Origin of the sequence: Micromonospora sp. NPDC005203, assembly GCF_042872705.1 — a bacterium.
Lineage (GTDB): Bacteria > Actinomycetota > Actinomycetes > Mycobacteriales > Micromonosporaceae > Micromonospora.
This window is the reverse complement of sequence record NZ_JBIAKV010000003.1, coordinates 342,490-367,973: the sequence shown is the minus strand read 5'-3', so window position 1 is coordinate 367,973 and position 25,484 is coordinate 342,490. Positions and strand designations below refer to the sequence as shown.

The following is a 25,484-nucleotide window of genomic DNA, read 5'->3' as shown; positions in this document are numbered from 1 at the left end:
CAGCCTGATGAGCAACCCAACCGCAGCCGAGCAGTCCGACGACGTCACCGAGTCACCTGACCACGGCATCGAACCGATCGCGATCGTCGGCCTGGCCGCGCGCCTGCCCGGTGCCGCCGACGTCCACGAGTTCTGGCGCAACCTGCTCGACGGCGTGGAGTCCACCACCGAGCTGACCCGGGAGGAGCAGCTCGCCCGGGGCGCGACACCCACGGAGGTCGACGACCCGGGCTGGGTCAACCGGGCCCCGCTGGTCGACGGCTACGACGAGTTCGACGCCACGCTGTTCGGGATGACCGCCCGGGAGGCGGAGCTGACCGACCCGCAGCACCGCCTGTTCCTGGAGTCCTGCCACACCGCGCTGGAGGACGCCGGCTACGACCCGGCCCGCTACGACGGCGCGATCGGCGTGTACGCGGGCACCGGCGGCAACACCTACCTGCACCGCTACGTGTTGCGTAACCAGCGGGTCGGCGGCAACCCACACGGCACGGTCTCCATCGCCACCGGCAACTCGCCGAACTACGTGGCCACCAACGTGTCGTACCGGCTGGACCTGCGCGGGCCGAGTCTGACCGTGCACACCGCCTGCTCCACCTCGCTTGTCGCGTTCCACCTGGCCTGCGAGTCACTGCGCAACGGTGAGTGCGACATGGCGCTGGCCGGCGGTGTCAACATCGAGCTGCCGCACGTCGGCTACCTCGGCATGGAGGGCTTCACCTCGCCCGATGGCCGGTGCCGCCCGTTCGACGCCGCAGCCAACGGCACCGTGTGGGGCAGTGGCGTCGGGGTGACGCTGCTCAAGCGGCTCTCCGACGCGATCGCCGACGGGGACCACATCCGTGCCGTGGTTCGGGGCAACGCCATCAACAACGACGGCGCCGGCAAGGTGGGCTTCACGGCGCCCAGCGTCGACGGGCAGGTGGCCGCGATCGCCCAGGCCGTCGACATGGCCGACATCGACCCGCGCACCATCAGCTACGTCGAGGCGCACGGCACCGGCACCGCGATGGGCGACCCGATCGAGGTCGCCGCGCTCTCCGCCGTCTACGGCCGGGACACCGACGAGCGGGGCTGGTGCGGCATCGGGTCGGTGAAGTCCAACATCGGCCACCTCAGCCAACCCTCGGGCATCGTCAGCGTGATCAAGACGGTGCTCGCCATGGAGCACGGGCTGATCCCACCGACGATCAACTACGAGACGCCGAACCCGGCGGTCGAGTTCGCCGACACCCCGTTCTACGTGGCGAACACCCTCACCAAGTGGGACACCGACGGCGGGCCGCGCCGGGCCGGGGTCAGCTCGTTCGGCATCGGCGGCACCAACGCGCACGTCGTGCTCGAGGAGGCGCCGGCGGCGTACCGCACCGACCGCCGGGTGCGCCCGGCGCATCTGCTCCAGGTCAGCGCGGCCACCCCGGGCGCCCTGGACGCCGCGGTGCAGCGCCTCGCCGCCCACCTGGACGGCGCCACGGACGCCGGGCCCGCGTACCTCGCCGACGTCGCGCACACCCTGCGTGCCGGCCGCCGCCCGCACCCGCACCGCCGCGCGGTGGTCGCGTCGGATCTCCCCAGCGCCGGCACGGCCCTGCGCGCCCCGAAACGCGGAGCGCCAGCACCGACCGGGCGTCCAGCCCCGCAAGTCGCTCTCCTGTTCTCCGGTCAGGGTTCCCAGTACGCCGGGATGGGCGCGCAACTCCACGCCGAGCAGCCCCGCTTCGCTGCCGTCGTCGACGAGTGCGCCGAACTGCTCCTCCCCGACCTGGGCATCGACCTGCGTGACCTGATCCTCGGTCGGGATCCGATGGCGGGGGAGAAGCTCACCGAGACCCGCTACACCCAGCCGGCGCTGTTCACCGTCGAGTACGCCCTGGCCGCGCTCTGGCAGGCCACCGGCGTACGCCCGGCCGCGATGATCGGCCACTCGATCGGTGAGTACGTCGCGGCCACCGTTGCCGGGGTGCTGAGCCTGCCGGACGCGCTGCGGGTGGTCGCCGCCCGGGGCCGGCTGATGCAGTCGCTGCCCACCGGGTCGATGCTCGCCGTCTCGCTGGACGAGTCGGCGGTCACCGACGTGCTACCCGAGGGGCTCTCGGTGGCCACGGTCAACGGGCCGGGAACCTGCGTGGTGGCCGGCGAGACCGCCGCCGTCGAGGCGTTCGCGGCGACGCTGACGGCAAAGTCCAAGATGCTGCGCACCTCGCACGCGTTCCACTCGCCGATGATGGAGCCGATCCTCGCCGAGTTCACCGCGCTGATGGGCACGGTGTCGCTGCGCCCGCCGACCGCGCCGTTCCTCTCCAACGTGACCGGCACCTGGATCACCGCCGAGCAGGCCACCGACCCGGCGTACTGGGCGGCGCACCTGCGCCAGCCGGTCCGCTTCGGCGACTGTGTGGCCACCCTGCTGGCGGCGGGCACCTGGCAGTTGGTCGAGTGCGGTCCCGGCCGGCAACTGGCCAGCCTGGCCCGGATGCAGGTCGCCAAGGCAGCGCCGGAGCAGCGACCGCTCATCCCGCTGGGCAGCCTGCCCGCCGCCGGGGAGACCACCGGAGACCTGGCCGCTCTGCTCGGCACCGCCGGCGCGCTCTGGTGCGCCGGGCTGCCCGTACGCTTCGACGTGGACCCGGCGGCGCGGCGGGTGCCGCTGCCCAGCTACCCGTTCGAGCGCCGCCGCTACTGGATCGACCCGGACCCGGAGCAGCAGGTCGCCGCCGCTTCGGTGGAGGCCGGGCCGCGAGCGCTGACCGAGTGGTTCGCGGTGCCGGTCTGGCGGCAGGCCGCGTCGCTGCCGCCGACCGGGTCGTTGGGCCGCTGCCTGGTGCTGACGGCGGGTGCGCGCGGCGACGCCCTGGTCGCCGGCCTGCGGGCCGCCGGTGCCGACCCGGTCCCGGTACGCCCCGGCGACGCCTTCACCGCCGACGGCGGCTACCGGCTGCGCCCCGGGGTGCGCTCGGATCATGAGGCGCTGGTCGCCGCGCTCACCGCCGACGGTGGACTGCCGACCCGGCTGGTGCACGCCTTCACCCTGGACGGTGCGCCGACCGGCACCGACATCGCGGCCACCTGGGCGGCCCAGGAGCTGGGCTTCTTCAGCGCCCTGCACCTGGTGCAGGCGCTGGCCGGCGCCGGCCTGACCGGCGAGGACGGCGATGTCGTCCTGGACCTGGTCACCGCCGGCACCGGCGATGTGCGCGGCGACGACCTGCGCCGCCCGGAGCACGCCACCCTCGCCGGCCTGGCCCGGGTGCTCCCGGCCGAACTACCCGGGTTGGCCGTCCGGCTGGTCGACGCGGACCCGGCCGACGACGACGTCACCGCGCTGGTCGCCGAGCTGCGCCGTCCTCGGGAGCCGGAGGTCGCCCTCCGTGGGGGCCGGCGTTGGGTGGCCGACGTCGAGCAGGTGACGCTCGACGCCGAGGGGGAGCCGGGCGCGCTGCGCGACGGCGGCCGGTACCTGATCACCGGTGGGCTCGGCGGCATCGGCATCACCCTGGCCGAGGACTTCGCCACCCGCGCCCGCGCCAGGCTGGTGCTGCTGGCCCGCTCCGGGCTTCCGGAGCGTGAGCGGTGGGACGACCACCTCGCCGTGCACGGCGACGACCGGGCCGGTCGGGCCATCGCGGCGATCCGCCGGATGGAAGTCGCCGGTGCCGAGGTGCTGGTGCTCGCCGCCGACGTCACCGACCCCGCCGACCTGCGCCGGGTCCGCGACGCCGCGCAGGCCGCGTACGGCGGCATCGACGGCATCGTGCACGCGGCCGGTCTGCCTGGCGGTGGAATGGTCGAGGTGAAGGAGCGGGCCGAGGCCGAGCGGGTGCTCGCTCCCAAGCTCGCCGGCACGCTCGCCCTGGCTCAGGTTTTTGGCGACCTGCCGCTGGACTTCGTGGTGCTCTGCTCGTCCATCACCGCGCTGGTAGGCGGCTTCGGGCAGGTCGACTACTGCGCCGCGAACGCGTTCCTGGACGCGCACGCCCGCTCGGGTGCCGGTTGGCGGGCCCCGGTGCTGTCGCAGAACTGGGGCGGCTGGGCCGAGGTGGGCATGGCGGTGGAGACCGCCGCGCCGGCCGGGTTCCGGGCCGCCGGCCGCGACACGGTGACCAGCACCGTCGACCACCCGGTGCTCACCACGAAGGTCAGCGGGCCGACGGAGACCGTGCTGCACGGCCTGGTCTCCGCCAGCACCCACTGGCTGCTCGACGAGCACCGGATCGCCGGCGTACCGGTCGTGCCGGGCACCGCCCACCTGGAGTCGGTGCGGGCCGCGGTGGCCGCCGCGATCCCCGCGCCCGACGGGGGCGCGGCAGTGGAGCTGCGCGACGTGGTCTTCCTGGAGCCGTTCGCGGTGCCCGACGGCACCATCGCCCAGTACCGGGTGGAGCTGACGCCGGCCGACGACGGCGGCACCGACTTCGCCGTCCGGAGCCTGGCCGGCGGTCTCCTGCGCACCCACGTACGGGGTGGAGCCGGCTGGACCGACGAGCCCACCCCGCCGGCCCACCGCGTCGAAGCCACCGGTCGGCGGGTGGACGACGACGCGTCCTTCGGCCGGGGCCGCACCAGCATGCTCACCTTCGGGCCGCGTTGGGCAGCCTTGAACGAGCACCATCTGGCCGACGACACCGAGCTGGCGGTGATCGAGGCCCCTGCCGCTGCGCTCGGAGACCTGCCCGCCTGGGGCCTGCACCCCGCGCTGCTGGACGTGGCGACCGCGTTCGGCCGGGGCCAGGGCAGCGGCGCCTACCTGCCGCTGTCCTACGGCCGGATCGTGGTGCGCGGGCCGCTGCCGGCCCGGTTCACCAGCGAGCTGCGACACCGGCCCGGTCACACCGACGAGGTGGTCGCCGCCGACCTGTCACTGCGCGACCCGGACGGCCGGGAGCTGGTCGCGATCAGCGACTTCGTGCTGCGCCGGGTCGACCAGGGGGCGGTCACCGGTGGCCTGACCGCGACGTCCACGGTCGATGCCCCGTCGTTGGCCTCGACCGAGGACATCCGGCCGGTGGATGGTGCGGAGGCGTTCCGCCGCAGCCTCACCGCCGGTCTCGGCGCCCAGGTCGTCATCGCCACCCGGACGGTGGCCGACATCCGGCATCGGGCCGGTCGGGTCACCGCCGACGACCTCGCTGGCGACGACACGGTCACCGGCTCGACCCGGTCCGGCCTCGGGGACGGCGGCGCCGCACCGGGCACCGAGCTGGAAAAGATCATCGCCAGGGTGTGGCAGGACGGGCTCGGGATGGCCGAGGTCGACGTCGACGACGACTTCTTCACCCTGGGCGGCAATTCCCTGGTCGCGGTGCAGCTCATCGCGGCGATGCGCAAGGCGACCGGCGTGCGACTGCCGATGCGCAGCCTCTTCGAGACCCCCACGGTGGCCGGGCTCGCCGCCCGGATCGAGGAGCTGCGTGCCGCCAACACCGACGATCCGGCCGCCCTGGCGCCGGCCTCCGCCATCCCGCGACTGCCCCGCGCGTAACGAGAATCAGGAGTAACGAGCAATGAGCGACACGATCGCCACGCTGCCCGTGGTCGTCGAAGCCGACGGCCGGGCACTGACCGAGCTGATCACCGATCGCCGCGCCGAGCTGCGGGCCAGCCTGGCCGACCAGGGTGGGCTGCTGTTCCGCGGCTTCGACGTGGGCGGGGTGGACGGCTTCGACCAGGTGGTCCGGGCGTTGTCCGGGGAACCATTGACCTACACCGAGCGGTCCTCGCCCCGGCACGCCATCAAGGGCCGGGTGTACACCTCGACCGACTACCCACCGGACGAGGAGATCTTTCTGCACAACGAGAACTCGTACCAGGCGCGGTGGCCGTTGACTCTGTTCTTCTACTGCATCACCGCGCCGCAGACGCTGGGCGCCACCCCGTTGGCCGACATCCGTCAGGTCTACCGGGAGATCGACCCGGCGGTACGCGAGGAGTTCGTACGCCGGCGCTGGATGCTGATCCGGAACTTCCACGAAGATTTCGGCACCACCTGGCAGCACGTGTTCGGCACCGACGATCGTGGCGAGGTGCAGGCGTACGCGGCGGCCAACCGGATCACGCTGGAGTGGGTGGGCCGGGACGGGCTGCGCACCCGTGCGGTGCGGGACGCCGTGCACCGCCGCCCCGGCTCGGACGTTCCCCGCTGGTTCAACCACGCCACCTTCTTCCACGTGAGCAGCCTGGCGAAGGACCTCCAGGAGGGCCTGCTGGACATGTTCGGCGCCGACGGGCTGCCGTCGAACACCTACTACGGCGACGGTGGCGAGATCCCCGCCGACGTCCTGGACCACCTGCGGGCCGCCTACCGGGCCGCGAGCGTCCGCTTCGACTACCACCGCGACGACGTGCTGGTGGTTGACAACATGACCGCCGCGCACGGCCGGGAACCGTTCACCGGCCCCCGCAAGATCGCCGTCGCGATGGCCGAACCGCACACCCCTGACACCAACGGAGAGCAGTGATGGCCGAGCCCCGATTCCTGGTCGTGCGCAACGACGAGGAGCAGTACTCGATCTGGTCGGCCGAGCGGGACCTCCCGGCGGGATGGCACGACACCGGCTTCGCCGGCACCCGCGAGGAGTGCCTGGCGCACATCGACACCGTCTGGACCGACATGCGCCCCCGCTCGGTACGCGAGGGTGCCTTGTGAGCGCGAGGAGCGCAGCGCAGCGGAGCCCCGCAGTCGCGAACGGAAGGCGGCAACGATGAGCAAGGAGTGGACCTTCCCGGCGTCCTTCGCCCAGGAGCGGGTGTGGACGGCCAACCAGCTCGACCCCGGGTCGCCGGTCTACAACGTCTCCGCGCCGTGGCGGTTCCCGGTCGGCGTCACCGCCGCACAGGCCGCCGAGGTGTTCGGCCAGGTGGTCGCCCGGCACGAGTCACTCCGTACGCACCTGCGGATCGTCGACGGCGCGCTGGTGCAGGTGGTCCGGGCCGTCGAGCCGGTGGAACTGCCGGAGTTGGACCTGACCGGTCTGCCTGCCGACGAGCGGGCGACCCGCTACGACGAAACCCTCGCCGAGCTGGCGCGTAGCCCGATCCCGCTGGACACCCCGCCGCCGTGGCGGGCCCGGCTGGTCCGGTTCGCCGCCGACCGGGTCGGGTTGCAGTTCGTGGTGCACCACGCGGTCTTCGACAGCCACTCGGCGGTGCTCTTCGACGCCGAGCTGACCGCGTTCACCCGGGCCGTGCTGACCGGCGCACCCGCCGACGTGCCCGAGCTGCCCATCCAGTACGCCGACTTCGCCGTCTGGCAGCGCGACCAGCTCACCGACACCGAGTTGGAGCGGCAGCTCGCCTTCTGGCGCGGTCACCTGGCCGGTGCGCCGGCGGTAACCGGCCTGCCGCTTGACCGGCCGCGCCCAGCCCAGCTCGGCTTCGCCGGTGACGAGGTGCGCTTCGACCTCCCCGACGGGCTGCTGGACCAGGTCGGGCGGCTCGCCGCCGGCACGTCGACCACCCCGTACATGGTGCTGCTGGCCGCCTTCGCGGCGCTGCTCTCCCGGATCTCCGGTGACCCCGAGGTGGTGGTGGGCGTCTCCACCGCCGGCCGCGACACCGCCGAGCTGACCCCGCTGATCGGCATGTTCGTCAACCCGGTGGCGCTGCGGTGCGACCTCACCGGCGACCCGACCGTCACCGAGGTGCTCGGCCGCGTCCGGACCGGCCTGCTGGACGCGATGGAGCACGGGCAGACCCCGTTCCAGCGGATCGTCGAGGCGGTCGCCCCGCAGCGCGACCCGTCGGTGCAGCCGGTGTTCCAGACCGCGCTGAACCTGATCCCGGACTCCGGCCTGGACCCGGTGCCGCTGGGCACCACCAAGGACGACCTGGCCTTCGACATCACCGGCGGCACCAGCCGGCTGGTCTACCGCACCGACCTGTTCGACCGGGCCAGCGCGGAGGCGGTCGTCGCCCGCTACCTGCGGCTGCTCATCGCCGCCGTGACCGACCCGGGGACGCGGCTGTCGGCGCTGCCGCTGCTCGACGACGCCGACCGTGACCTGCTGCGCGCCTGGACCGACACCGGGCACGCGGTCGCCCCGATCACCCTGGTGGCCGAGGTGGAGCGGCAGGTCGTCGCCACCCCCGCCGCGATCGCGCTGGTCTGCGCCGGGGAGGAGCTGAGCTACGCCGAGCTGAGCGCTCGGGCCAACCAACTGGCCCGGCTGCTGGTCGAGCGCGGTGCCGGCCCGGAGACCCGGGTCGCGCTGCTGCTGCCCCGCTCGGTGGAGTTGCTGGTGGCCATCCTCGCGGTGCTGAAGGCCGGTGCCGCGTACCTGCCGGTGGACACCGACTATCCGGCGAATCGGATCACCTACCTGCTGACCGACGCCGAGCCGACGCTCGTGCTGGCCACCTCGCAGACGGCCGCGCTGGCCCCCGCCGACGCACTGGTGCTGACCGACACGACCGCCGCCGACCTGGACTCCGCCGACCTCACCGACGATGACCGCCGTACGCCGTTGCGTGCGGAGCACCCGGCGTACCTGCTCTACACCTCCGGCTCCACCGGGCGGCCCAAGGGCGTGCTGGTCGAGCACCGCGCGGTCACCGCGTACCTGGCCTGGGCCCGGGACACCTACCCGGGGCTGGCCGGTGTCGCGCTGCTGCACTCACCGGTCTCGTTCGACCTGACCGTGACCGGGCTGCTCGGCCCTCTCACCGCCGGGGGCACGGTCCGGCTCGCCGGCATCGACACCCCGGCGGCGCGGGCCGGTGGTCGGCCGACCTTCCTGAAGGTCACCCCCAGCCACCTGCCGCTGCTCGACGACGCCCTGTCGCCCACCACCGATCTGGTGATCGGCGGGGAGGCGCTGACCGGCGAACAACTGGCTGGCTGGCGGGCCACCCACCCTCAGGTGGCGGTGATCAACGAGTACGGCCCGACCGAGGCGACCGTCGGCTGTGTCGCGGCCCGGATCGCTCCCGAGCAGCCGGTCCCCGCCGGGCCGGTGCCGATCGGCCGGTCCACCTGGGACACTAGGGTCCACCTGCTCGACGCCGCGCTGAACCCGGTGCCGCCGGGTGCGGTCGGTGAGTTGTTCATCGCCGGGGCGCAACTGGCCCGGGGCTACCTGGGCCGACCGGCGCTGACGGCCGAGCGCTTCCTGCCCTGCCCGTACGGGTCGCCGGGGGAGCGGATGTACCGCACCGGGGACCTCGCCCGCTGGCGGGCCGACGGGGCACTGGAATACCTGGGCCGCCGGGACAACCAGGTCAAGATCCGGGGGATGCGGATCGAGCTGGGCGAGATCGAGTCGGTGCTGCGCGCCCGCGCGGACGTGGCCGAGGCCGCGGTGGTGGTCCGCGCCGACAACGGCGAGCCGACCCTGGTCGCCTACCTGGTCGGCCGGGTCGACGAGGCGACGCTCGCCGCAGACCTGGCCCAGGAGCTACCCGCGCACCTGGTGCCGAGCGCGATCGTCTGGTTGGACGCGCTGCCGCTGACGCCGAACGGCAAGCTGGACACCGCCGCGCTGCCGGCACCGGCCGCCGCCGCAGCCGCCGACGGCTTCCTCGCCCCGCGTACCGACGCCGAGGTGCTGGTCGCCGAGGTCTACGCCGAGATCCTGCAACTGGCGAAGGTCGGCGCGCTCGACGACTTCTTCGCCCTCGGCGGCAACTCGCTGCGTGGCATGCGGGCGATGGCCCGGATCCGCGCGGAGGTGGACGTGGAGCTTCCGATGCGGGCGCTGTTCAGCAGCCCGGTGGTGGCCGACCTGGCCGCCCAGATCGAGCAGCGGATCGCCGCCGAGCTCGACGAACTCTCCGAAACCGAGGTCGCCGCGCTGCTCGCGGCGGAGAAAGACACCCCCTGATGACCGACGTGAAGGACTCGGCCCGCGACGCCGCCCGGCAGGCGCTGATCGCCCAGCGGTTGCGCCGCCGGTCAGGCAGCCCGCCCGCCGCGCGGATCACTCCCCGCCCGCCGGACGCCGAGGTGCCGCTGTCGTACGCCCAGGAGCGGGTCTGGTTCATGGACCAGCTCGCTCCCGGCGAGGCGGCGTACCACATCGCGGTGCCCTTGCGAGTCCGTGGCCCACTGGACGTCGCGGCGCTGCGCCGCGCGCTGGCTGACCTGACCCATCGGCACGAGTCGCTGCGCACCCGGTTCCCGGCCGACTCGGACGGCCGGCCTACCGTGGTGCTCGACGAGGTCGTCGAGGTGCCGCTGACCGTGGTGGACGCCGCCGACGACACCGCCGCCCAGGCACTTGTCGACGAGGCGGCCGTCGAGCCGTTCGACCTGGCCAACGGGCCGCTGCTGCGGGCTCTGCTGATCCGGCTGGCCGCCTGCGACGATAATCCGGCCGCCGCGCCGCAAGACGGCACTGCGGACCGGATGAGCGTCGACGAGCACGTGCTCTTCCTCGGCCAGCACCACATCGTCGGTGACGGCTGGTCCGTGGACGTGCTGCTGCGTGACCTGATCGCCCGCTACCGCGACCGGGAGCTGCCCGCCCTGCCGGTGCAGTACGGAGACTTCGCGGTCTGGGAGGCACGGGAGATGGCCGGGCCGGGCGCGCTGCGGCACGTGGACTGGTGGAAGGAGCGCCTCGCCGGGATCACCCCGCTGGAGCTGCCGCTGGACCTGCCGCGGCCGGCCACCCAGACGTACCGGGGTGACTTCGTCGAGTTCACTCTGGACGCCGCCGCTACCGAGGGACTGGCCGCGCTGACCCGTGCCTACGGCGGCACGATGTTCATGACGCTGCTCGCCGCGTACCAGGTGTTCCTGGCCCGGCACGCCGGGCAGGACGACTTCGCGGTGGGCGCGTCGGTGGCCGGCCGGTCCGCTCCGGAGCTGGAGAACCTGGTCGGCATGTTCATCAACATGCTGCCGATGCGTGCCGAGTTGGCCGGCGACCCGACATTCACCGAGCTGCTGGATCGGACCCGCCGTGCGGTGCTGGACGGGCTGGAGCACGGCGAGGTGCCGTTCGCCCGGGTCGTGCACGAGCTGGGTCTGCCGCGTGACGTCAGCCGCTCACCGGTGTTCCAGGCGATGTTCGTGCTGCAGAACTACGAGATGGGCCGGTTCGAAGGGATGGCCGGGGACGCCGACGTCGGCTTCGAGTGGCATCCGATGGAGCTGCGCGCCACCCGCTTCGACTTCGAGCTGCACGCCGTCGAGACCGGCAACGGGCTCTGGGGCAAGCTGGTCTTCAACACCGACCTGTTCACCCGGGCCACCATCGAGCGGATGGCGCACCGGCTCACCACGCTGCTGCGCGCCGTGGTCGCCACCCCGGATCTGCCGGTCTCCGCGCTCGATCTGCTCGCACCCGCCGAGCGGGAGCTGTTGGCCGGGTGGAACGACACCGCCCACGATTTCCCCCGGCAGCAGACGCTGCACGCCCCGATCGAGGAGCGGGCCGCTCGTACTCCGGACGCGGTGGCGCTGCGACTCGCCGACCGTTCGGTGACGTACGCCGAACTGAACGCGGCGGCGAACCGGGTGGCGCACCGGCTGCGCGCCTGCGGGGTGGGCCCGGAGACCCTGGTCGGTGTCTGCGCGGAACGCTCGGTGGAGCTGGTCGCGGGCCTGCTCGGCGTACTCAAGGCCGGCGGCGCCTACCTGCCGTTGGACCCGGAGTATCCGGCGGACCGGCTGGCCTTCATGGTCACCGATGCCGCCGCGCCGGTGGTGCTGGTGCAGGCACACCTGCGCGACGCGCTGCCGGTCACCGACGCCACCGTGCTCGCCCTGGACGACGAGGCGGTCTGGGCCGACCAGCCGACGAGTGACCCGACGCCGACGGCCGGCCCGGCGCACCTCGCGTACGTCATCTACACCTCCGGCTCGACCGGCCGGCCCAAGGGTGTGCCGAACACCCACCGGGGCATCGTCAACCGACTGCACTGGATGCAGCGCACCTACCGGCTCGGCGCCGACGACGCGGTGTTGCAGAAGACCCCGGCCAGCTTCGACGTGTCGGTGTGGGAGTTCTTCTGGCCGCTGCGCGAGGGCGCGCGGCTGGTGCTGGCCGAGCCGGGCGGTCACAAGGACGCCGGCTACCTGCGCGACCTGCTGGTGTCCGAGCGGGTCACCACCGCCCACTTCGTCCCGTCCATGCTCACCGTCTTCCTCGCCGAGGACGGCGTCGAGGCGGCCACGGCGCTGCGCCGGGTGATCTGCAGCGGTGAGGAGTTGCCGCTCGCCGCCGCCCGGGACTTCAACGCCCGGCTGCCCGGCGGTGGCCTGCACAACCTGTACGGCCCGACCGAGGCGGCGATCGACGTCAGCTCCTGGGCGTGTGACCCGGCGCTGCTGGCCGAGGTGGCCAGCGTGCCGATCGGTGCGCCCATCAGCAACGTGCGGCTGCACGTGCTCGACGCCCGGGGCAACCCGTGCCCGGTGGGAGTCGCGGGTGAGCTGCACATCGGGGGGGTGGGGCTGGCCCGCGGCTACCACCGTCGGGCGGCGCTGACCGCGGAGCGGTTCGTGCCCGACCCGTTCTCCGGCGAGCCGGGTGCCCGGCTGTACCGTACCGGCGACCTGGCCCGCTGGCAGGTCGCGCCCGGTGACCGGCCTGGCGGTGTGCTCGAGTTCCTCGGCCGGATCGATCACCAGGTCAAGCTGCGCGGCCTGCGCATCGAGTTGGGCGAGATCGAGAGCGCGCTGCGCGCCCAGCCCGGGGTGACCGAGGCGGTGGTGCTGGTCCGCGAGGACACCCCCGGCGACAAGCGGCTCACCGGGTACCTGGTCGGCGCGGCCGAGCACGACGCGGTCAAGGTGGCGCTCAAGGAGACCCTTCCGGAGTACATGGTGCCGGCGGCGTTCGTCACCCTGGACGCCCTGCCGCTGACCCCGAACGGCAAGCTGGACCGCAGGGCGCTGCCCGCGCCGGTCGTCACCCGCGCCGCCTCGGTGGCGCTCGTGGAGCCGCGCGACGACACCGAGCGGCTGCTCGCTGCGATCTGGTCCGAGGTGCTCGGTGTGGCCACCCTCGGCATCGACGACGACTTCTTCGACCTGGGTGGGCACTCGATGCTCGCGACCCAGGTGGTGGCCCGCATCCGCAAGGCCGAGCATGGTGGGCGGCCGGTCGGCGTGATGGACCTGTTCCAGCAGCGGACCATCCGCGACCTGGCCACGTTCATGTCCGGTGGCGGTGGCGACGGGCCCCGTCGGCTGCTCTACGAGCTGACCAAGCCGATCTCGCCGGCCCAAAGAGTGATCACTTACGTCTGCGTGCCGTACGGCGGCGGCAGCGCGATCGTCTACCAGCCCCTCGCGGACGCGCTGCCGGCCGGGCACGCGCTCTGGTCGCTGGCCATCCCCGGGCACGACGTGGGGCTCACCGAGGACGCGCTGCCCTTCGACGAGCTGACCACCCGGGTCGCCGAGGAGATCATCGAGCGCGTCGAGGGCCCGCTCGCCCTGTACGGGCACTGCGGCGTGGGCAGCGCGATCGTCGCCGAGGTGGCCCGCAAGGTGGAGGCCGCCGGGCGGGAGCTGACCGCGCTCTACATCGGTGCGATGTTCCCGTTCGCCCGGCCCAAGGGCCTGTTCGCGGCAGTGCGCACCAAACTGGAGAAGCTGCGCAGCAACAAGCACTACGCGAGCTGGCTCAAGTCGATGGGTGTGGACACCGACGAGCTGGAGCCGGAGCAGGCGGACCGGATCATCAGCAACATGCGGGCCGACTCCCGGGCTTCCGAGGAATACTTCACCGCCCTGCTCGACCAGGGCGCGGTGAAGCTGCGCGCCCCGATCATCTCGGTGGTCGGCTCGGAGGACCCGGTCACCGACTACCACATCGAGCGGTACGCCGAGTGGCAGTTCCTCAGCGACCGCCTCGGGCTGGTGGTGCTCGACCAGGCTGGGCACTTCTTCCTCAAGTACCGCGCGCAGGAACTGGCCGAGATCGTCACCCAGGTGCACCCGGCGCTGATCGCCGGCGACGTCGGCGAGCTGACCCCGCAGGCGCGGGGCGAGGACGCCGGCTGGGCGGTGGCCGACACCCGGGGCGTCGACGCCGTCGTCGTCCCGGACAGGCCGGTGGTCCGGCCCAGCATGGCCCGCTTCGTGTCGGTCACCGTCGGGCAGCTCGTCTCCACCACCGGTTCGGCGCTGACCGCGTTCGCCCTGCCGATCTGGCTGTTCACCCGCTCCGGCTCGGTGACCGACCTGGGTCTGCTCTGGGCGTTGGCGCTGATCTGCGGCGTGCTGGTGCTGCCCGTCGCCGGGGCGATCACCGACCGGATCAGCCGCCGCAAGATCATGATGATCGCCAGTTGCAGTGCCGGTTCCGTCCAGCTCGTGCTGGCCGCGCTGCTCTGGACCGACAACCTGGCGCTCTGGCACATCTACGGCCTGGTGGCGCTCAGTCAGGTGGCCGGCTCGTTCCAACGGATCGCGTTCCAGTCGGCGGTGCCGCAGTTGGTGCCCAAGCGCTACCTGGGCCACGCGATGGGCATCACCCAGCTCTCCAACGGGTTCGCCATGCTGCTGATGCCGGTCTTCGCAGCCGGCCTGCTGGCCGCGATCGACCTCAAGGGCATCCTGCTGCTCGACGTGGCCAGCTATGTGATCGCGGTGGTGACCCTGTCCGTGGTCCGCTTCCCCGACCTGCTCGGATGGCGACCCCGGGAGCGACTGCTGGTGGCGATCGCCAACGGTCTGCGCTACTCGTGGCGGCACCGTGGCTTCCGGCTGATGCTGGGCTACTTCGCGCTGGGCAACATCTTCCTGGCGCCCGCGCTGGTGCTCACCACCCCGTTGGTGCTCTCCTTCGGCAACGCGACGCAGGTGGCCCAGGTGGCCCTCGCCGAGGCTCTCGGCGCGGTCGCCGGCGGCGTACTCATGTCGCTCTGGGGTGGTCCTCGCAACCGACGCATGATCGGCGTGCTGATCGGCAACCTCGGCACGGCGGTCGGCTGCGTCCTGGTCGGCCTGGACGCGTCCGTGGCGATGATCTGCGTCGGTGCGTTCTGGCTGGCCATGTCGATGACCACGGCACAGTCCATCTACGCCACGATCGTCCAGGTCAAGGTGCCGCAGCGCTATCACGGCCGGGTGTTCAGCCTCAACCAGACCATCTCCTGGTCGACGCTGCCCATCGGGTTCGCGCTGATCGCCCCGGCGGCCACCCGCCTGTTCGAGCCGCTGCTCGCCCCGGACGGGGCTCTGGCCGGGTCGGTGGGCGCGGTGATCGGCACCGGTCCGGGTCGGGGCATCGGCTTCGCGTACGTCTGCTTCGGCGCGACGCTGATCCTGATCACCCTGGGCGGGTTCGCGATCCGGCTGCTCCGCCGCTTCGACCTTGAAGTCGCGGATTCGCTGCCCGACGACCTGATCGGTGCGCAGGAGCGGCAGCGTCGGCTGGCGGCCCGGGCCGCGCAGCGCGAGGAGGAACGGATGCCGGTCGGCGTGTGACGATACTGAGCGGAGCGAGCCTGCTCCAGCAGGCGTGGTTCGACGTGGCGGACGTGGCCGTGGGACTGGTGGAGGGACGGGCGACGGTCGGCTCTGCGCCCAGCGGGCCGAAGGGCAGTAGCAGCGGCGCCAGCACCGCGTCGGCAAAGCCGCGGACGTCGAGCAGCGCCCAGATGGCCCGGGCGATCCTGCGGGGCTACGACTTGGACGAGCCGGGCACGACGCCTGCGGTCCAAATGCTGGGCAGCGTCTTCCACGGTGGTTTCGCACACAGCGCCCCCGGCTGCGCAGGAATCCTGGGGACCACATCGTGGATTCGCGCGACTCGCTGTCACGCATCCGCAGCTCTACCTGACCCGGACAATGGCCGCACCGCCGCAGGCGGTTCGCTGCGCGCGCGCCGATGAACACCGAGATTCGGTCGAAAGGCTTGGGGCAATGACCACCGAACGCCAATGGATCACCCCGGTCACCGCGGACCTCCTGCGCGGCTTTGTCGACGTGGAGTCGACCGCGCGTGGTCTGCTGCCGCATCGGCTGACCACCCAGGCACTGGCCTTGCTCTCAGTGTGCTGATGGTGCCTTCCGTTCCTCGGCTAACTCGCGCTTGAACCCATGGACTTGGCACCTCGAAATGCCGAGACTGCGAATGCGCACCCGTTCTCCTCGGTCGGCCGTATGGTGACCGAGGAGAACGCCGTCGGGACATCTTCCATGCTGGAGGGGAGTCGGTCGCGATGCGAGAAACTAGCGACGAATTTTTCTTCACCATGGCGGAGGTTGCTGGTGCTCTTGTCGGCACACTTCTCGTCGGAGTCTTCTTCTACCTCGACTCCGACCTGCACAAGACCCGTAAGGGCTCAGCTGCGGCCGACCGCTACATGCGCTCAGGAGTGCGGTGGATCTTCGTGGTCTCGGCCGTGCCGCTCATCGTGTCGCTCACACTCGCCGGCCTGGCGCCGATCTGGGGTGCTCTTACCTTCATCGCGCTCTCGGTCGTGCTGGTTGCCTCAACTGTCGACACGACCTACCGCACAGTCGCTCGCGGCGGCTCGGCCATCTCAACCGCGTTCGTTGTCAACGAAGTCGCCACCACGGCAGCGGTTGTCGTACTTGTCACGCTGCCCTGGGTGCTTGGTGGCTGGGTGCCACCGCCAGAAGCCTTCGTGCCCTCGCTGCTGCTGGCCCTGGGATCCGGCTTCTTCAGCATTGTGGCGCTCGTCATGACCCTCTTCGGGCCGGCCCGGCACGACGACGCCGCTGCGTAGCACCCGCCGTGCGCTCGTGCAGGCTTCGCCCGGCCCGAGGGGTGCTGCACCGTGCGCTGGCCGATGGAGATTCGCGCGCGATCTTGCACTTTCTGTCATCGATTTAAGCGGGAATGCACCCTGATGTCGGGGCAGAAAGTGCAAGATCGCGATGCAGGATCGGCTTGCGATGTCGCGGGTATGTTCCAGCGGCGCGGTCTTGCCGATGCCGGCTTTCCCGCGCGCCACCAGGGTGTCCGGACCGTGCCCGGGCTAGCAGCTGTTCTACCGCGGCGCTTCCGGTGCGGCGGCCGAGCAGCTCCATGAATCCGCGCCTCCGTCTTGCCGGCGCCGTTGGGGCCGAGAGCGTGGCGCCACAGCCGTACCAAGGGGGAGGAGCTGAGGTGGCCCGGAGCACCCGGGAGCTGGCCGTAGCCACTTTCGTCGTCTGGCAGGTCCTGATCGGGGCCGGCAACGGCGTGGTGCTGGCCAGGCTCTCCACGGACGTGGTGACGCGGGCGCCCGCGGACGCGGTCGGCATCAGCTCCGGCTTGTTCGACACCGCGCGGGCGGTCGGAGGCGCTGTGTCCGGTGCCGCCTTCGCGGCCGTCATGGCGGCCCTGTCGAGCCACGTGCCCGGGGCCGCAACGCCGGTGACGGTAAGGCCGGCTGCGTGGCGGTCTGGCTCGCCTGCGCCGTCTTGGCGATCGTCGTGGCCGCTGTGGCGCTCTGTCTGCCATGGAGAAGTCTGTTCGAACTCGAAATCCTTCGCGAGCTGGCCAAGGACCTCGACGGCGGTCTGGCACCGCGGGCACCTGAACAACCGGCCCGAGTTGCACAGTGACGAGTTCCGGCCCGGGCTGGTAGAAGTCACCCCGGTGGTCACCCGCCACCGGCCGCACGTGCGGCCGATCCAGCAGCCATCGCTCAGCCGTCGACTCGGCGGCGACGAGGTGGCGTGGCGCGGCTGACGCAAGCCCCGGCCGCCCGAGTCGGAGATCAATTCAGATCGACCCGCCGGGGCAGCTGTGCGGTGGACGGGGTGATGAGCTCATCGGCGACCCAACGCGCGACGCCAGCGGGGTAGGGCGCCGGCAGGATGAGCACGATGTGCCCGAAGCCGGCACCGATCGCCCTGCCGATGGCGTCCCGGGTGAGCCCGGGCTGGTCGTAGGAGACGGGCAGGTTGATCGAGCGGGTGATCGACGCTGGGTCGCGGCCGATGTCGGCGCAGTAGCGTTCCAGCAGGGCGCTGCGGCTGACGGCGTCGTCGATGTCTCCGCTGGCGATGTTCCAGATGTCCGCGTGCTCGGCGACCACCCGCAATGTGGCGGCGGAGCGGCCACCGACAACGATCGGCGGGTGCGGGCGCTGCACGGGCTTGGGGTTGGCGAACGCGCGGGTGAGATCGACGTACGTTCCGTGGAAGTCGAACGGCTCGTTGTCGGTCCATAGTCGCCGGATGACCGTGAGCGCCTCGGCGAGGCTGCCCACGGCGTCGGCGGTGTCGGCGAAGGGCAGGCCGTGCGCGGCGTACTCCCGCCGGGCCACGGGGTGACCAGGCCGTGACCCGACGCCGATGCCGAAGTCGAGGCGCCCGGCGGACACGATGTCGACGACCGTGGCGATCTTGGCGAGCATCGCGGGAGGCCGGAAGCGGTTGCTGGTCACCATCACGCCCAGTCGCAGTCGCTCGGTCTGCGCGGCGAGCGCGGAGAGCAGTGTCCAGCCTTCGTACGCCGCTCCGCCCGGGTCGCCGCCGATGGGCATGAGGTGGTCGAACAGCCACGCGTGCTCGATCTCGGCGATGGCGTCCGCTTCCTGCCATACCCGCAGGATGTCGTGGTAGTCGACGTGCATCGGGGCGGTCATGAGCCCGAAGCTGGGCGAGGGCTTGCTTGGCATGGGTCCGTTCGTCCTTTCGGTGCCGAGCCCGGAAGATCTGGCGGGTCAGGCGGCAGTCGGACGCACGGGCGCACGTCCGTCTGCCGTCTGGTCACTGGCGTGCCGGGTGGTCAGCGGCGGCGCAGGGTCGGCTCGAGCAGAGCTGGTGGGGTGTCGTTCTTCTCGTTAGCGGCGAGGTCGACGCCGGGGGCCACGATCGCGTCGATGGCGTCCAGCACGTCGGCCGGGAGGACCGTGTCGGCGGCGGCGAGCTGCGAGCGGAGGTGGTCCGTCGTGCGGGGCCCGATGATCGCGCTGGTCACGCCCGGGTGCGCGGTGACGAAGCCGAGCGCGAGTTGGATGAGGCTGAGGCCGGCCTCGTCGGCGACTGTGGCGAGTTGCTCGACGGCGTCGAGCTTGGCGCGGTTGGCGGGGATGCTGACGTCGTAGCGTTGCTGCATGAAGCCCGAGCGGTTCGTGCTGATGTCCTGGCCGGCACGGATCGCGCCGGACAGCCAGCCCGATGCCAGGGGGCTCCAGGCGAGCACGCCCATGCCGTACTCCTGGGTCGTGGGCAGCACGTGGGTCTCGATGCCACGCTGCAGGATCGAGTAGTTCGGCTGCTCGGTCACGTAACGGCTCAGACGTCCCTCGCGGGCGGCCCACTGCGCCTGCACGATGCGGTAGGCGGGGAAGGTCGAGGAGCCGAAGTAGCGGATCTTGCCCGCGCGCTGCAGGTCCGTCAGCGCCGACAGCGTCTCGTCGTCGCTGGTCGTCGGATCCCACCGGTGCATCTGGTAGAGGTCGACGTGGTCGACGCCGAGGCGGCGCAGGCTGTTCTCGAGCGCGGTGACCAGCCAGCGGCGCGAGCCGCCTTGCTGGTTGCGCTCGTCGCCCATCGGCAGGGTCGCCTTGGTCGCCAGAATGACGTCGTCGCGGCGACCGGCGATGGCCTTGCCGACCATCTCCTCGGACTGGCCGCCGCTGTAGACGTCGGCGGTGTCGATGAGGTTGATCCCCGCCTGCAACGCTGCGTCGACGATGGCGGTGGCGTCCTGCTGGGTGGTGTTGCCGATCCTGCCGAAGTTCATCGCGCCGAGTACGAGGGTGCTGACCTGCACACCGGTGCGGCCCAAGGTGCGGTAATGCATGACTGTTCTCCTTCACGTCCGGCAGTCCACGGTTTGGTGGCAGCCCGTCCGGTCAGTATGGTGAGCAAGCGGAACGCTGTTCCGATAACCAACATACGGAACCATGTTCCGGTTGCCAAGTGACGTGACGGAGGTAACGCGACGTGGCCGACATCGACAACGGCTCGGCGCAACCGGCCCCGCGCAAGCGAGCCGACGCCCGGCGCAACGAGAGGGCCCTGCTCGACGCCGCCGCCGCGGCGTTCGTCACCTCCGGCGTCGACGTACCCGTGCGGGACATCGCCGTTCGGGCGGGCGTCGGCGTGGGCACGATCTACCGCCACTTTCCCAGCCGGGCCGACCTCATCGTCGCCGTCTACCGGCACCAGATCGAGGCGTGCGCCGACGCGGGACCGGCCCTCCTGGCCGACAGCGACACCCCATACGCCGCCCTGGCGCGGTGGATCGACCTGTTCGTCGACTTCCTGGTCACCAAACACGGCCTCGCCGCAGCGCTACAGTCCGACGACGCCACCTTCCAGACCCTGCACGCCTACTTCCTCGACCGGCTCGTCCCGGTCTGCGACCTACTCCTCGACGCCACCGTCGCCGCCGACGAGATCCACCCCGGCCTCGACGCCTACGGGCTGCTGCGCGGAGTCGGCAATCTCTGCGTCGGCGCGGGCGTCGACCCCCGCTACGACGCACGCCGCCTGGTCGACCTCCTCGTCGCCGGGCTGCGCGTCCGCTAGTGCGGTGTTCACGAACGTTCACCGGGTGTCCGGAGGTCGTTGTGAATCCTCGCCTTGTGGACGAGCAACACGCCTCCGGCTGGTGGGCGGGCCTCCGCGGGCCACCTGATCCTCGCGCCGCGCACGGGCGGCGGAAATCACGTCGGGACCGGCCGGCACCGGGAAGGCGCCGGCCGGCTCGACGGTGCGTGAGCACCTCCGGCAACACACCAACTGTCGGGGTGGTGTGTCCGCCGCCCGGGCTACGGGTGGCGCTTGGTCGCTGAACCAACCACCGGAGACCTCCTGCGCTATCGACTACCGCCACGCCGCAACATCAACGCCACCTACGAAACGCGATCTGGCCGGGCCCGTCCTCAGAGCGCGGTGCCGCCCGAAGCGTCGATGACCTGGCCGGTCACCCAGCGCCCCTCGTCCGAGGCGAGGAAGGCGATGATGCTGGCCACGTCGTCCGTCTCGCCGAGCCGGCCGAGGGCGACGCGTGCTGTCTGCTGCGCCGCGAGTTCCGGATTGTCGACCAGGTACTGGCTGTTCCGAGTCATGACGATGCCGGGCGACACCGAGTTGACGGTGATTCCGCGCGGGCCCAAATCCAGCGCCATGTCGTAGCTGAACCAGTTCAGCGCCGCCTTGCTGACGCCGTAGGCCAGCAGATCCGGGCTTCCGACTCTGGCCGCGGTGCTGGAGACGTTGATGATCCGGCCGCCGTCGCGCAGTCGCGGCAGTGCGAGCTTCGTGATGAAGAACGGCGCCTTCACGTTCACGGCCATCACCTGGTCGAACTCGTCCTCGGGGAGGTCGGCCAGTCGGGCGAAGCTTCCCTTGCCGGCGTTGTGAACGAGGATGTCGATCTTCCCGTCGGGCACGAACTCCCGGCCCGCCCTGTCGAAGGTTTCCCAGAAGCGCGCCGCGTCGCCGGATGTGCCCAGCTCGGTGTGCGCCGCGAAGGCACGTCCGCCGTCCTTGCGGACGCGCTCCACCGTGTCGCGGGCCGCCGCCTCATCGTGGCCGTAGCCGACGGCGACCGTCGCCCCGTCACGGGCGAACCGCTCGACGGTCGCCCGGCCGATCCCGTGACTGCCGCCGGTGACGACGGCCACTTTGTTCTGCAGTGCTCCGGACATGACCGCTCCTTTGTTGAATGATCGCTCAAGAGGGACCGTAGCTCGTTCTTGAGTGATCTACCAACAAGTCGCCGACCAGCTTTTGAACGATCGCTCTAGAATGGGGTCGTGGACACACCAGAGGTACGGCGAGGCCGGCCGCCGACCTTCAACCGGGCGGCGGCACTGGCGGCCGCAACCCGCCTGTTCTGGGAGAACGGGTACGAGGGGACCTCGATCAACGACCTCACCCGGGCGATGGGCATCCGGCCCGGCAGCCTCTACGCGGCGTTCGGGGACAAGAGGTCTCTGTTCAACGAGGTCATCGAGGCGTACGGTCGCTCCCCGGCCGGCGAGTTCATCTGGGCCGCCATGGCCAGGGAGCCGACGGCTTTCGATGCTTTCCGCCGCATCCTGCTCGACGCGGCGGCGATGTACACCGACGCCGAGACGCCGGCCGGAAATCTGCTCTGCAGCGCGGCCGCGGCCGACACCGATGTCGCCACCTACATGCGCGACCTGCGCAACGCCAGCGTCGGCACCTTCGAGAAGCGCCTGGCAACCGCCCGGCAAGAGGGCGAAATACCGGCGACAGCCGACCCCCGCAAGCTTGCCGCGTACTTCACGGCCGTCATGCACGGCATGTCCCAGCGCGCCCGGGATGGTGCCACGGCGGCGGAGCTCACCGATACTGCGCAACTGGCCATGGCCGCCTGGCCGGCGCGCTGACCGCCGCCGCGGATCTGCCTGCTGCTGCCGATGGCCTGGATGACGCCTGATCCGGCTCCTGACCTGGCCATCGCGGATTACCGGTGAAGTCAGGCGAAGAGATTGCCGGTGATGTCCGCGTAGAAGTCGGCGGGATCGCGGGAGAGGGAGGCCTTGACGTTGGCGGTGGGCTTGTCGGCGATGACTTCGATCTTGCCTGCTTCCAGTCCGTCGAGGGCCTGGGCGACCACCTCGTGGGGCGCGAGCTTGGGGATGTCGAAGCCAGCCATCATGTCCGTGTCGGCGATCGCCAGCGCCAGGGCGGTGACCAGAGTCTTCTGGTCGGCCAACTCGAGTCGGATGCCGTTCGTCAGGGACCACTCCGCGGCCTTGGAGGCGGCGTAGCCGTTGGTGCCGGCACTGAAGGTGTACCAGCTCAGCGCCGAGATGACGTTGAGGATGGCGCCGCCGGCCAGCCTGGGCGCGAAGGCCCGGGTGACGTTGAGAGTGCCCCAGAAGTTGGTGTCGAGGTCGCGGCGGATGTTCTCCGTGGAGGGGCCGAGCAGCGGGGCTTCAGTGGAGGTGCCGGCGTTGTTGATGAGGATGTCGAGGTCGCCCACCTTGCCTGCGGCGGCCTCGATGGACGCGGGATCCGTGCTGTCCAGCTGGAGCGCGATGGCACCGGGAATGTCGATGCTTTCCAGGCGACGGGCGGTCGCATAGACGGTGGCGCCCCGGGCGAGGAGGGCCTCGGCGAAGGCCTTGCCGAGGCCGCGGTTGGCTCCGGTCACGAGAGCTGTTGAGCCGTTGATCTGCATACCACCACGCTAAAACCTCACGTTGACGTCAGGGGCAAGGTTGTGCGAGGTGAATCACGCTCGCCAGTGTCGGCGGTGCTCGGCTCAGGGGAGGGAGGTGGTGTCGCAGTACTACTCCGGGAGCGCCGTCCGACACCCGCACGAGAGCCGTGCCGCGTTGCTCATCCGGTCCGACGGCCGTGTCGCCTGGGCCTTGCCAACCGGTCTGATCACCGGATTAACGGTCGTCTCAGATTCGCTCGGTACGAAGTTGGCCTCAGACAAGCGATGCAACCCGTCAGGAGGCTATTGATGTCAGTCAACGCAGCGCCGCCCAGGGAGGCGCCGGCCGGCCGGTTGGCGGGCCGTTGGGTGCCGTGGTTGGTGATTGGCCTATGGGTGGCGCTGGCGGCGGTGATGGTGCCGTTGAGCGCAAAGTTGAGCTCGGTCACTACCGACAGAGCCGTGGACACCCTGCCGGCCAGCGCCGAGTCCACCAAGGTGGCGGTGCTGGAGGACAGTCTCCCCGGCGGTGAGGACAACACGTTCGTGTTCGTGTACCACCGCGCCGGCGGCATGACCGACGCCGACCGCGCGACGGTCGAGCGCCACTACAACACCCTTGCCGAGCGGTACCCGCCGAAAGTGGCGGACGGCGAGGACGGCGAGGACCCGGCGACGAGACTCTCCACCGACGGCAAGGCGATGATGTTCACCCTCGACGTGAGCACGACCTACGGCGCACCGGAGGCCATCGTCGGCCCGTTGCGTGACGCCGCGACGGACCGCCCCACCGGCCTGGAACTCGACGTGACCGGCCCGGCCGCGATCGACGGTGACATGGACGCTGTCTTCGACGGCATCGACCTGCAGATCTTCCTCACCACCGTCGTCGTCGTCACGCTCCTGCTCGTCCTCACCTACCGAAGCCCGGTGTTGTGGTTCATTCCGCTCGTGGCCGTGGGCGCGGCCGCACTGACCGCGATGGCGACCGTCTACCTGCTCGTCATGGGTTTCGGCATCGTGGTCAACGACCAGAACTCGGCGCTGCTGACGATCCTGGTATTCGGCGTCGGCACGGACTACGCGCTGTTGCTCATCGCTCGGTATCGGGAGGCACTGCACCACCACGAGAACGTCAGGGTTGCGATGGTCCACGCGCTACGCGGCGCGGCGCCGGCCATCGTCGCGTCCGCGGCCACCGTGATCGCCGGCCTGCTCTGCCTGCTCGTCGCGGACCTGAACAGCACAAGCGGGTTGGGCCCGATCGGCGCGGCCGGCATCCTGTGCGCGCTGGTGGCCATGCTGACGCTGTTCCCGGCGGTGCTCGTGGTGCTCGGCAGGCGGATCTTCTGGCCGGCCATCCCGCGGTTTAGCACGGCCGTGGAGCAGAAGCCGGGGCTGTGGGGACGGCTTGGCACCGCAATCAGCCGCCGACGGTGGGTGGCGATGCTCGGCTCGCTCGGAGTCCTCGGCGTGCTCGCCCTCGGGCTGGGGGGCAATACCGGCGCCCTGCGGGAGGAGGACCAGTTCCTGTCCGCGCCGGAGTCGGTCACCGGCTTCGCTGTCCTCCGCCAGCACTTCCCGGAGCTCGGCGGCCAGCCGATGACGATCTTCACGCGGCCGGCCTACCAGGAGCGAGTGCTCGACACCGTCAAGGGCATCCGCGGCGTGACCATGGCCATCCCGGGTCAGACCAGGGGTGGCTGGGCCGACATCTCCGTGTTCCCGACGGACGCGCCGGACACAGTCGCAGAGTACGACACCATCAATCGCGTGCGGACCGCCGTGCACGCGGTGAGCGGGGCGGAGGCGATCGTCGGCGGGCCGAGCGCGGAGAACCTCGACACCGAGGTGACCACCAGCCGCGACGAGAAGCGGGTGATCCCGCTGGTGCTCGTCGTCGTCCTGATCGTCCTCGGGCTGCTGCTGCGCGCGATCGTGGCCCCGCTGGTCCTGATGGCCACCGTGATCGTCTCATTCGCCGCAGCCTTCGGTGGCAGCGTGTTCGTCTTCGACACGGTCCTCGGGTTCAAGGGCATCGACTATTCGGTGCCGCTGCTGGCATTCCTGTTCCTGGTAGCGCTCGGCGTCGACTACAACATCTTCCTGGCCAGCCGGGCCCGGGAGGAAACCGTGCGGCTCGGCACCCGAGAGGGCATGCTCAAAGCCCTCTCCGCCACCGGTGGCGTCATCACCTCGGCCGGGCTGGTCCTGGCGGCCACGTTCGCGGTCCTCGCCACCCTTCCGCTGGTGATGCTGATCCAGGTCGGGTTCCTGGTCGCCTTCGGCGTGCTGCTCGACGCCCTGCTGGTGCGGTCGGTCCTGGTGCCCGCCCTCACCCTCCTGATCGGCCGGCGGATCTGGTGGCCGGGCCGGCTGTCGCGTCCAGCGGCGGGGCGGCCGATCGGTCGACACACGCTCGCCGACGAGGAGCCCGCGCTGAAACGGTGAGCGCCGCGGCACGGACGAGATCCGGGACGG

At 71.3% G+C, this 25,484-nt stretch carries 15 protein-coding genes; 11 read left to right on the top strand and 4 right to left on the bottom strand.

Annotation, left to right across the window (positions count from 1 at the left end; translation table 11 throughout):
• Nucleotides 1-7 precede the first annotated feature (7 nt).
• The 8 genes from ACFYPM_RS11405 to ACFYPM_RS11370 all read left to right on the top strand — a co-directional run bounded on the left by ACFYPM_RS11405 (nucleotide 8) and on the right by ACFYPM_RS11370 (nucleotide 17,597).
• Nucleotides 8-5,479 (top strand): SDR family NAD(P)-dependent oxidoreductase, encoded by a 5,472-nt coding sequence (locus ACFYPM_RS11405; protein WP_387194248.1) that lies wholly within the window; start codon nucleotides 8-10, stop codon nucleotides 5,477-5,479.
• Between the two features lie 22 nt (nucleotides 5,480-5,501).
• Nucleotides 5,502-6,455 carry a TauD/TfdA family dioxygenase gene (locus tag ACFYPM_RS11400; protein ID WP_387194245.1) on the top strand — a complete coding sequence of 318 codons (954 nt, stop codon included), beginning with the start codon at nucleotides 5,502-5,504 and terminating at the stop codon, nucleotides 6,453-6,455.
• On the top strand, nucleotides 6,455-6,643 hold the full coding sequence (locus tag ACFYPM_RS11395; RefSeq protein ID WP_387194242.1) for an MbtH family protein: 189 nt from the start codon (nucleotides 6,455-6,457) through the stop codon (nucleotides 6,641-6,643). The genes ACFYPM_RS11400 and ACFYPM_RS11395 overlap by 1 nt, the downstream gene beginning before the upstream one ends.
• A 55-nt stretch (nucleotides 6,644-6,698) precedes the next feature.
• The gene (locus tag ACFYPM_RS11390; RefSeq protein WP_387194239.1) at nucleotides 6,699-9,815 is read left to right on the top strand and encodes an amino acid adenylation domain-containing protein; all 3,117 of its coding nucleotides are present in this window, start codon (nucleotides 6,699-6,701) and stop codon (nucleotides 9,813-9,815) included.
• The gene (locus ACFYPM_RS11385; protein WP_387194236.1) at nucleotides 9,815-15,379 is read left to right on the top strand and encodes an amino acid adenylation domain-containing protein; all 5,565 of its coding nucleotides are present in this window, start codon (nucleotides 9,815-9,817) and stop codon (nucleotides 15,377-15,379) included. Before ACFYPM_RS11390 ends, ACFYPM_RS11385 begins: the two co-directional genes overlap by 1 nt.
• Nucleotides 15,380-15,817: 438 nt before the next feature.
• Nucleotides 15,818-15,955 carry a hypothetical protein gene (locus ACFYPM_RS11380; protein WP_387194233.1) on the top strand — a complete coding sequence of 46 codons (138 nt, stop codon included), beginning with the start codon at nucleotides 15,818-15,820 and terminating at the stop codon, nucleotides 15,953-15,955.
• A gap of 161 nt (nucleotides 15,956-16,116) precedes the next feature.
• Nucleotides 16,117-16,647: a hypothetical protein gene (locus tag ACFYPM_RS11375; RefSeq protein WP_387194229.1), complete on the top strand. Its 531-nt coding sequence runs from the start codon at nucleotides 16,117-16,119 to the stop codon at nucleotides 16,645-16,647.
• A gap of 383 nt (nucleotides 16,648-17,030) precedes the next feature.
• Nucleotides 17,031-17,597 (top strand): hypothetical protein, encoded by a 567-nt coding sequence (locus tag ACFYPM_RS11370; RefSeq protein ID WP_387194226.1) that lies wholly within the window; start codon nucleotides 17,031-17,033, stop codon nucleotides 17,595-17,597.
• 28 nt (nucleotides 17,598-17,625) lie between these two features.
• Here the strand turns inward: ACFYPM_RS11370 and ACFYPM_RS11365 are convergent, their stop codons facing one another.
• Nucleotides 17,626-18,531 carry an LLM class flavin-dependent oxidoreductase gene (locus ACFYPM_RS11365; protein WP_387194223.1) on the bottom strand — a complete coding sequence of 302 codons (906 nt, stop codon included), beginning with the start codon at nucleotides 18,529-18,531 and terminating at the stop codon, nucleotides 17,626-17,628.
• Between the two features lie 110 nt (nucleotides 18,532-18,641).
• Nucleotides 18,642-19,661, bottom strand: a complete 1,020-nt coding sequence (locus ACFYPM_RS11360; protein WP_387194220.1) for an aldo/keto reductase — start codon at nucleotides 19,659-19,661, stop codon at nucleotides 18,642-18,644.
• 152 nt (nucleotides 19,662-19,813) lie between these two features.
• Between ACFYPM_RS11360 and ACFYPM_RS11355 the strand changes: the two genes are divergently transcribed.
• The gene (locus ACFYPM_RS11355) at nucleotides 19,814-20,392 is read left to right on the top strand and encodes a TetR/AcrR family transcriptional regulator (RefSeq protein ID WP_387194448.1); all 579 of its coding nucleotides are present in this window, start codon (nucleotides 19,814-19,816) and stop codon (nucleotides 20,390-20,392) included.
• Nucleotides 20,393-20,748: 356 nt separating this feature from the next.
• Here the strand turns inward: ACFYPM_RS11355 and ACFYPM_RS11350 are convergent, their stop codons facing one another.
• Nucleotides 20,749-21,516, bottom strand: coding sequence for an SDR family NAD(P)-dependent oxidoreductase (locus tag ACFYPM_RS11350; protein WP_387194217.1), 768 nt, complete (start codon nucleotides 21,514-21,516; stop codon nucleotides 20,749-20,751).
• A 108-nt stretch (nucleotides 21,517-21,624) separates the two neighbouring features.
• Between ACFYPM_RS11350 and ACFYPM_RS11345 the strand changes: the two genes are divergently transcribed.
• Nucleotides 21,625-22,224 (top strand): TetR/AcrR family transcriptional regulator, encoded by a 600-nt coding sequence (locus tag ACFYPM_RS11345; protein ID WP_387194214.1) that lies wholly within the window; start codon nucleotides 21,625-21,627, stop codon nucleotides 22,222-22,224.
• A gap of 89 nt (nucleotides 22,225-22,313) precedes the next feature.
• Here ACFYPM_RS11345 and ACFYPM_RS11340 read toward each other — a convergent pair whose 3' ends face one another.
• On the bottom strand, nucleotides 22,314-23,021 hold the full coding sequence (locus ACFYPM_RS11340) for an SDR family oxidoreductase (protein WP_387194211.1): 708 nt from the start codon (nucleotides 23,019-23,021) through the stop codon (nucleotides 22,314-22,316).
• Between the two features lie 291 nt (nucleotides 23,022-23,312).
• Here ACFYPM_RS11340 and ACFYPM_RS11335 point away from each other — a divergent pair, with 291 nt between their 5' ends.
• A complete protein-coding gene (locus ACFYPM_RS11335; protein WP_387194208.1) occupies nucleotides 23,313-25,454 on the top strand; it encodes an MMPL family transporter in 2,142 nt (713 codons plus the stop codon).
• The last annotated feature ends 30 nt before the right edge of the window (nucleotides 25,455-25,484 follow it).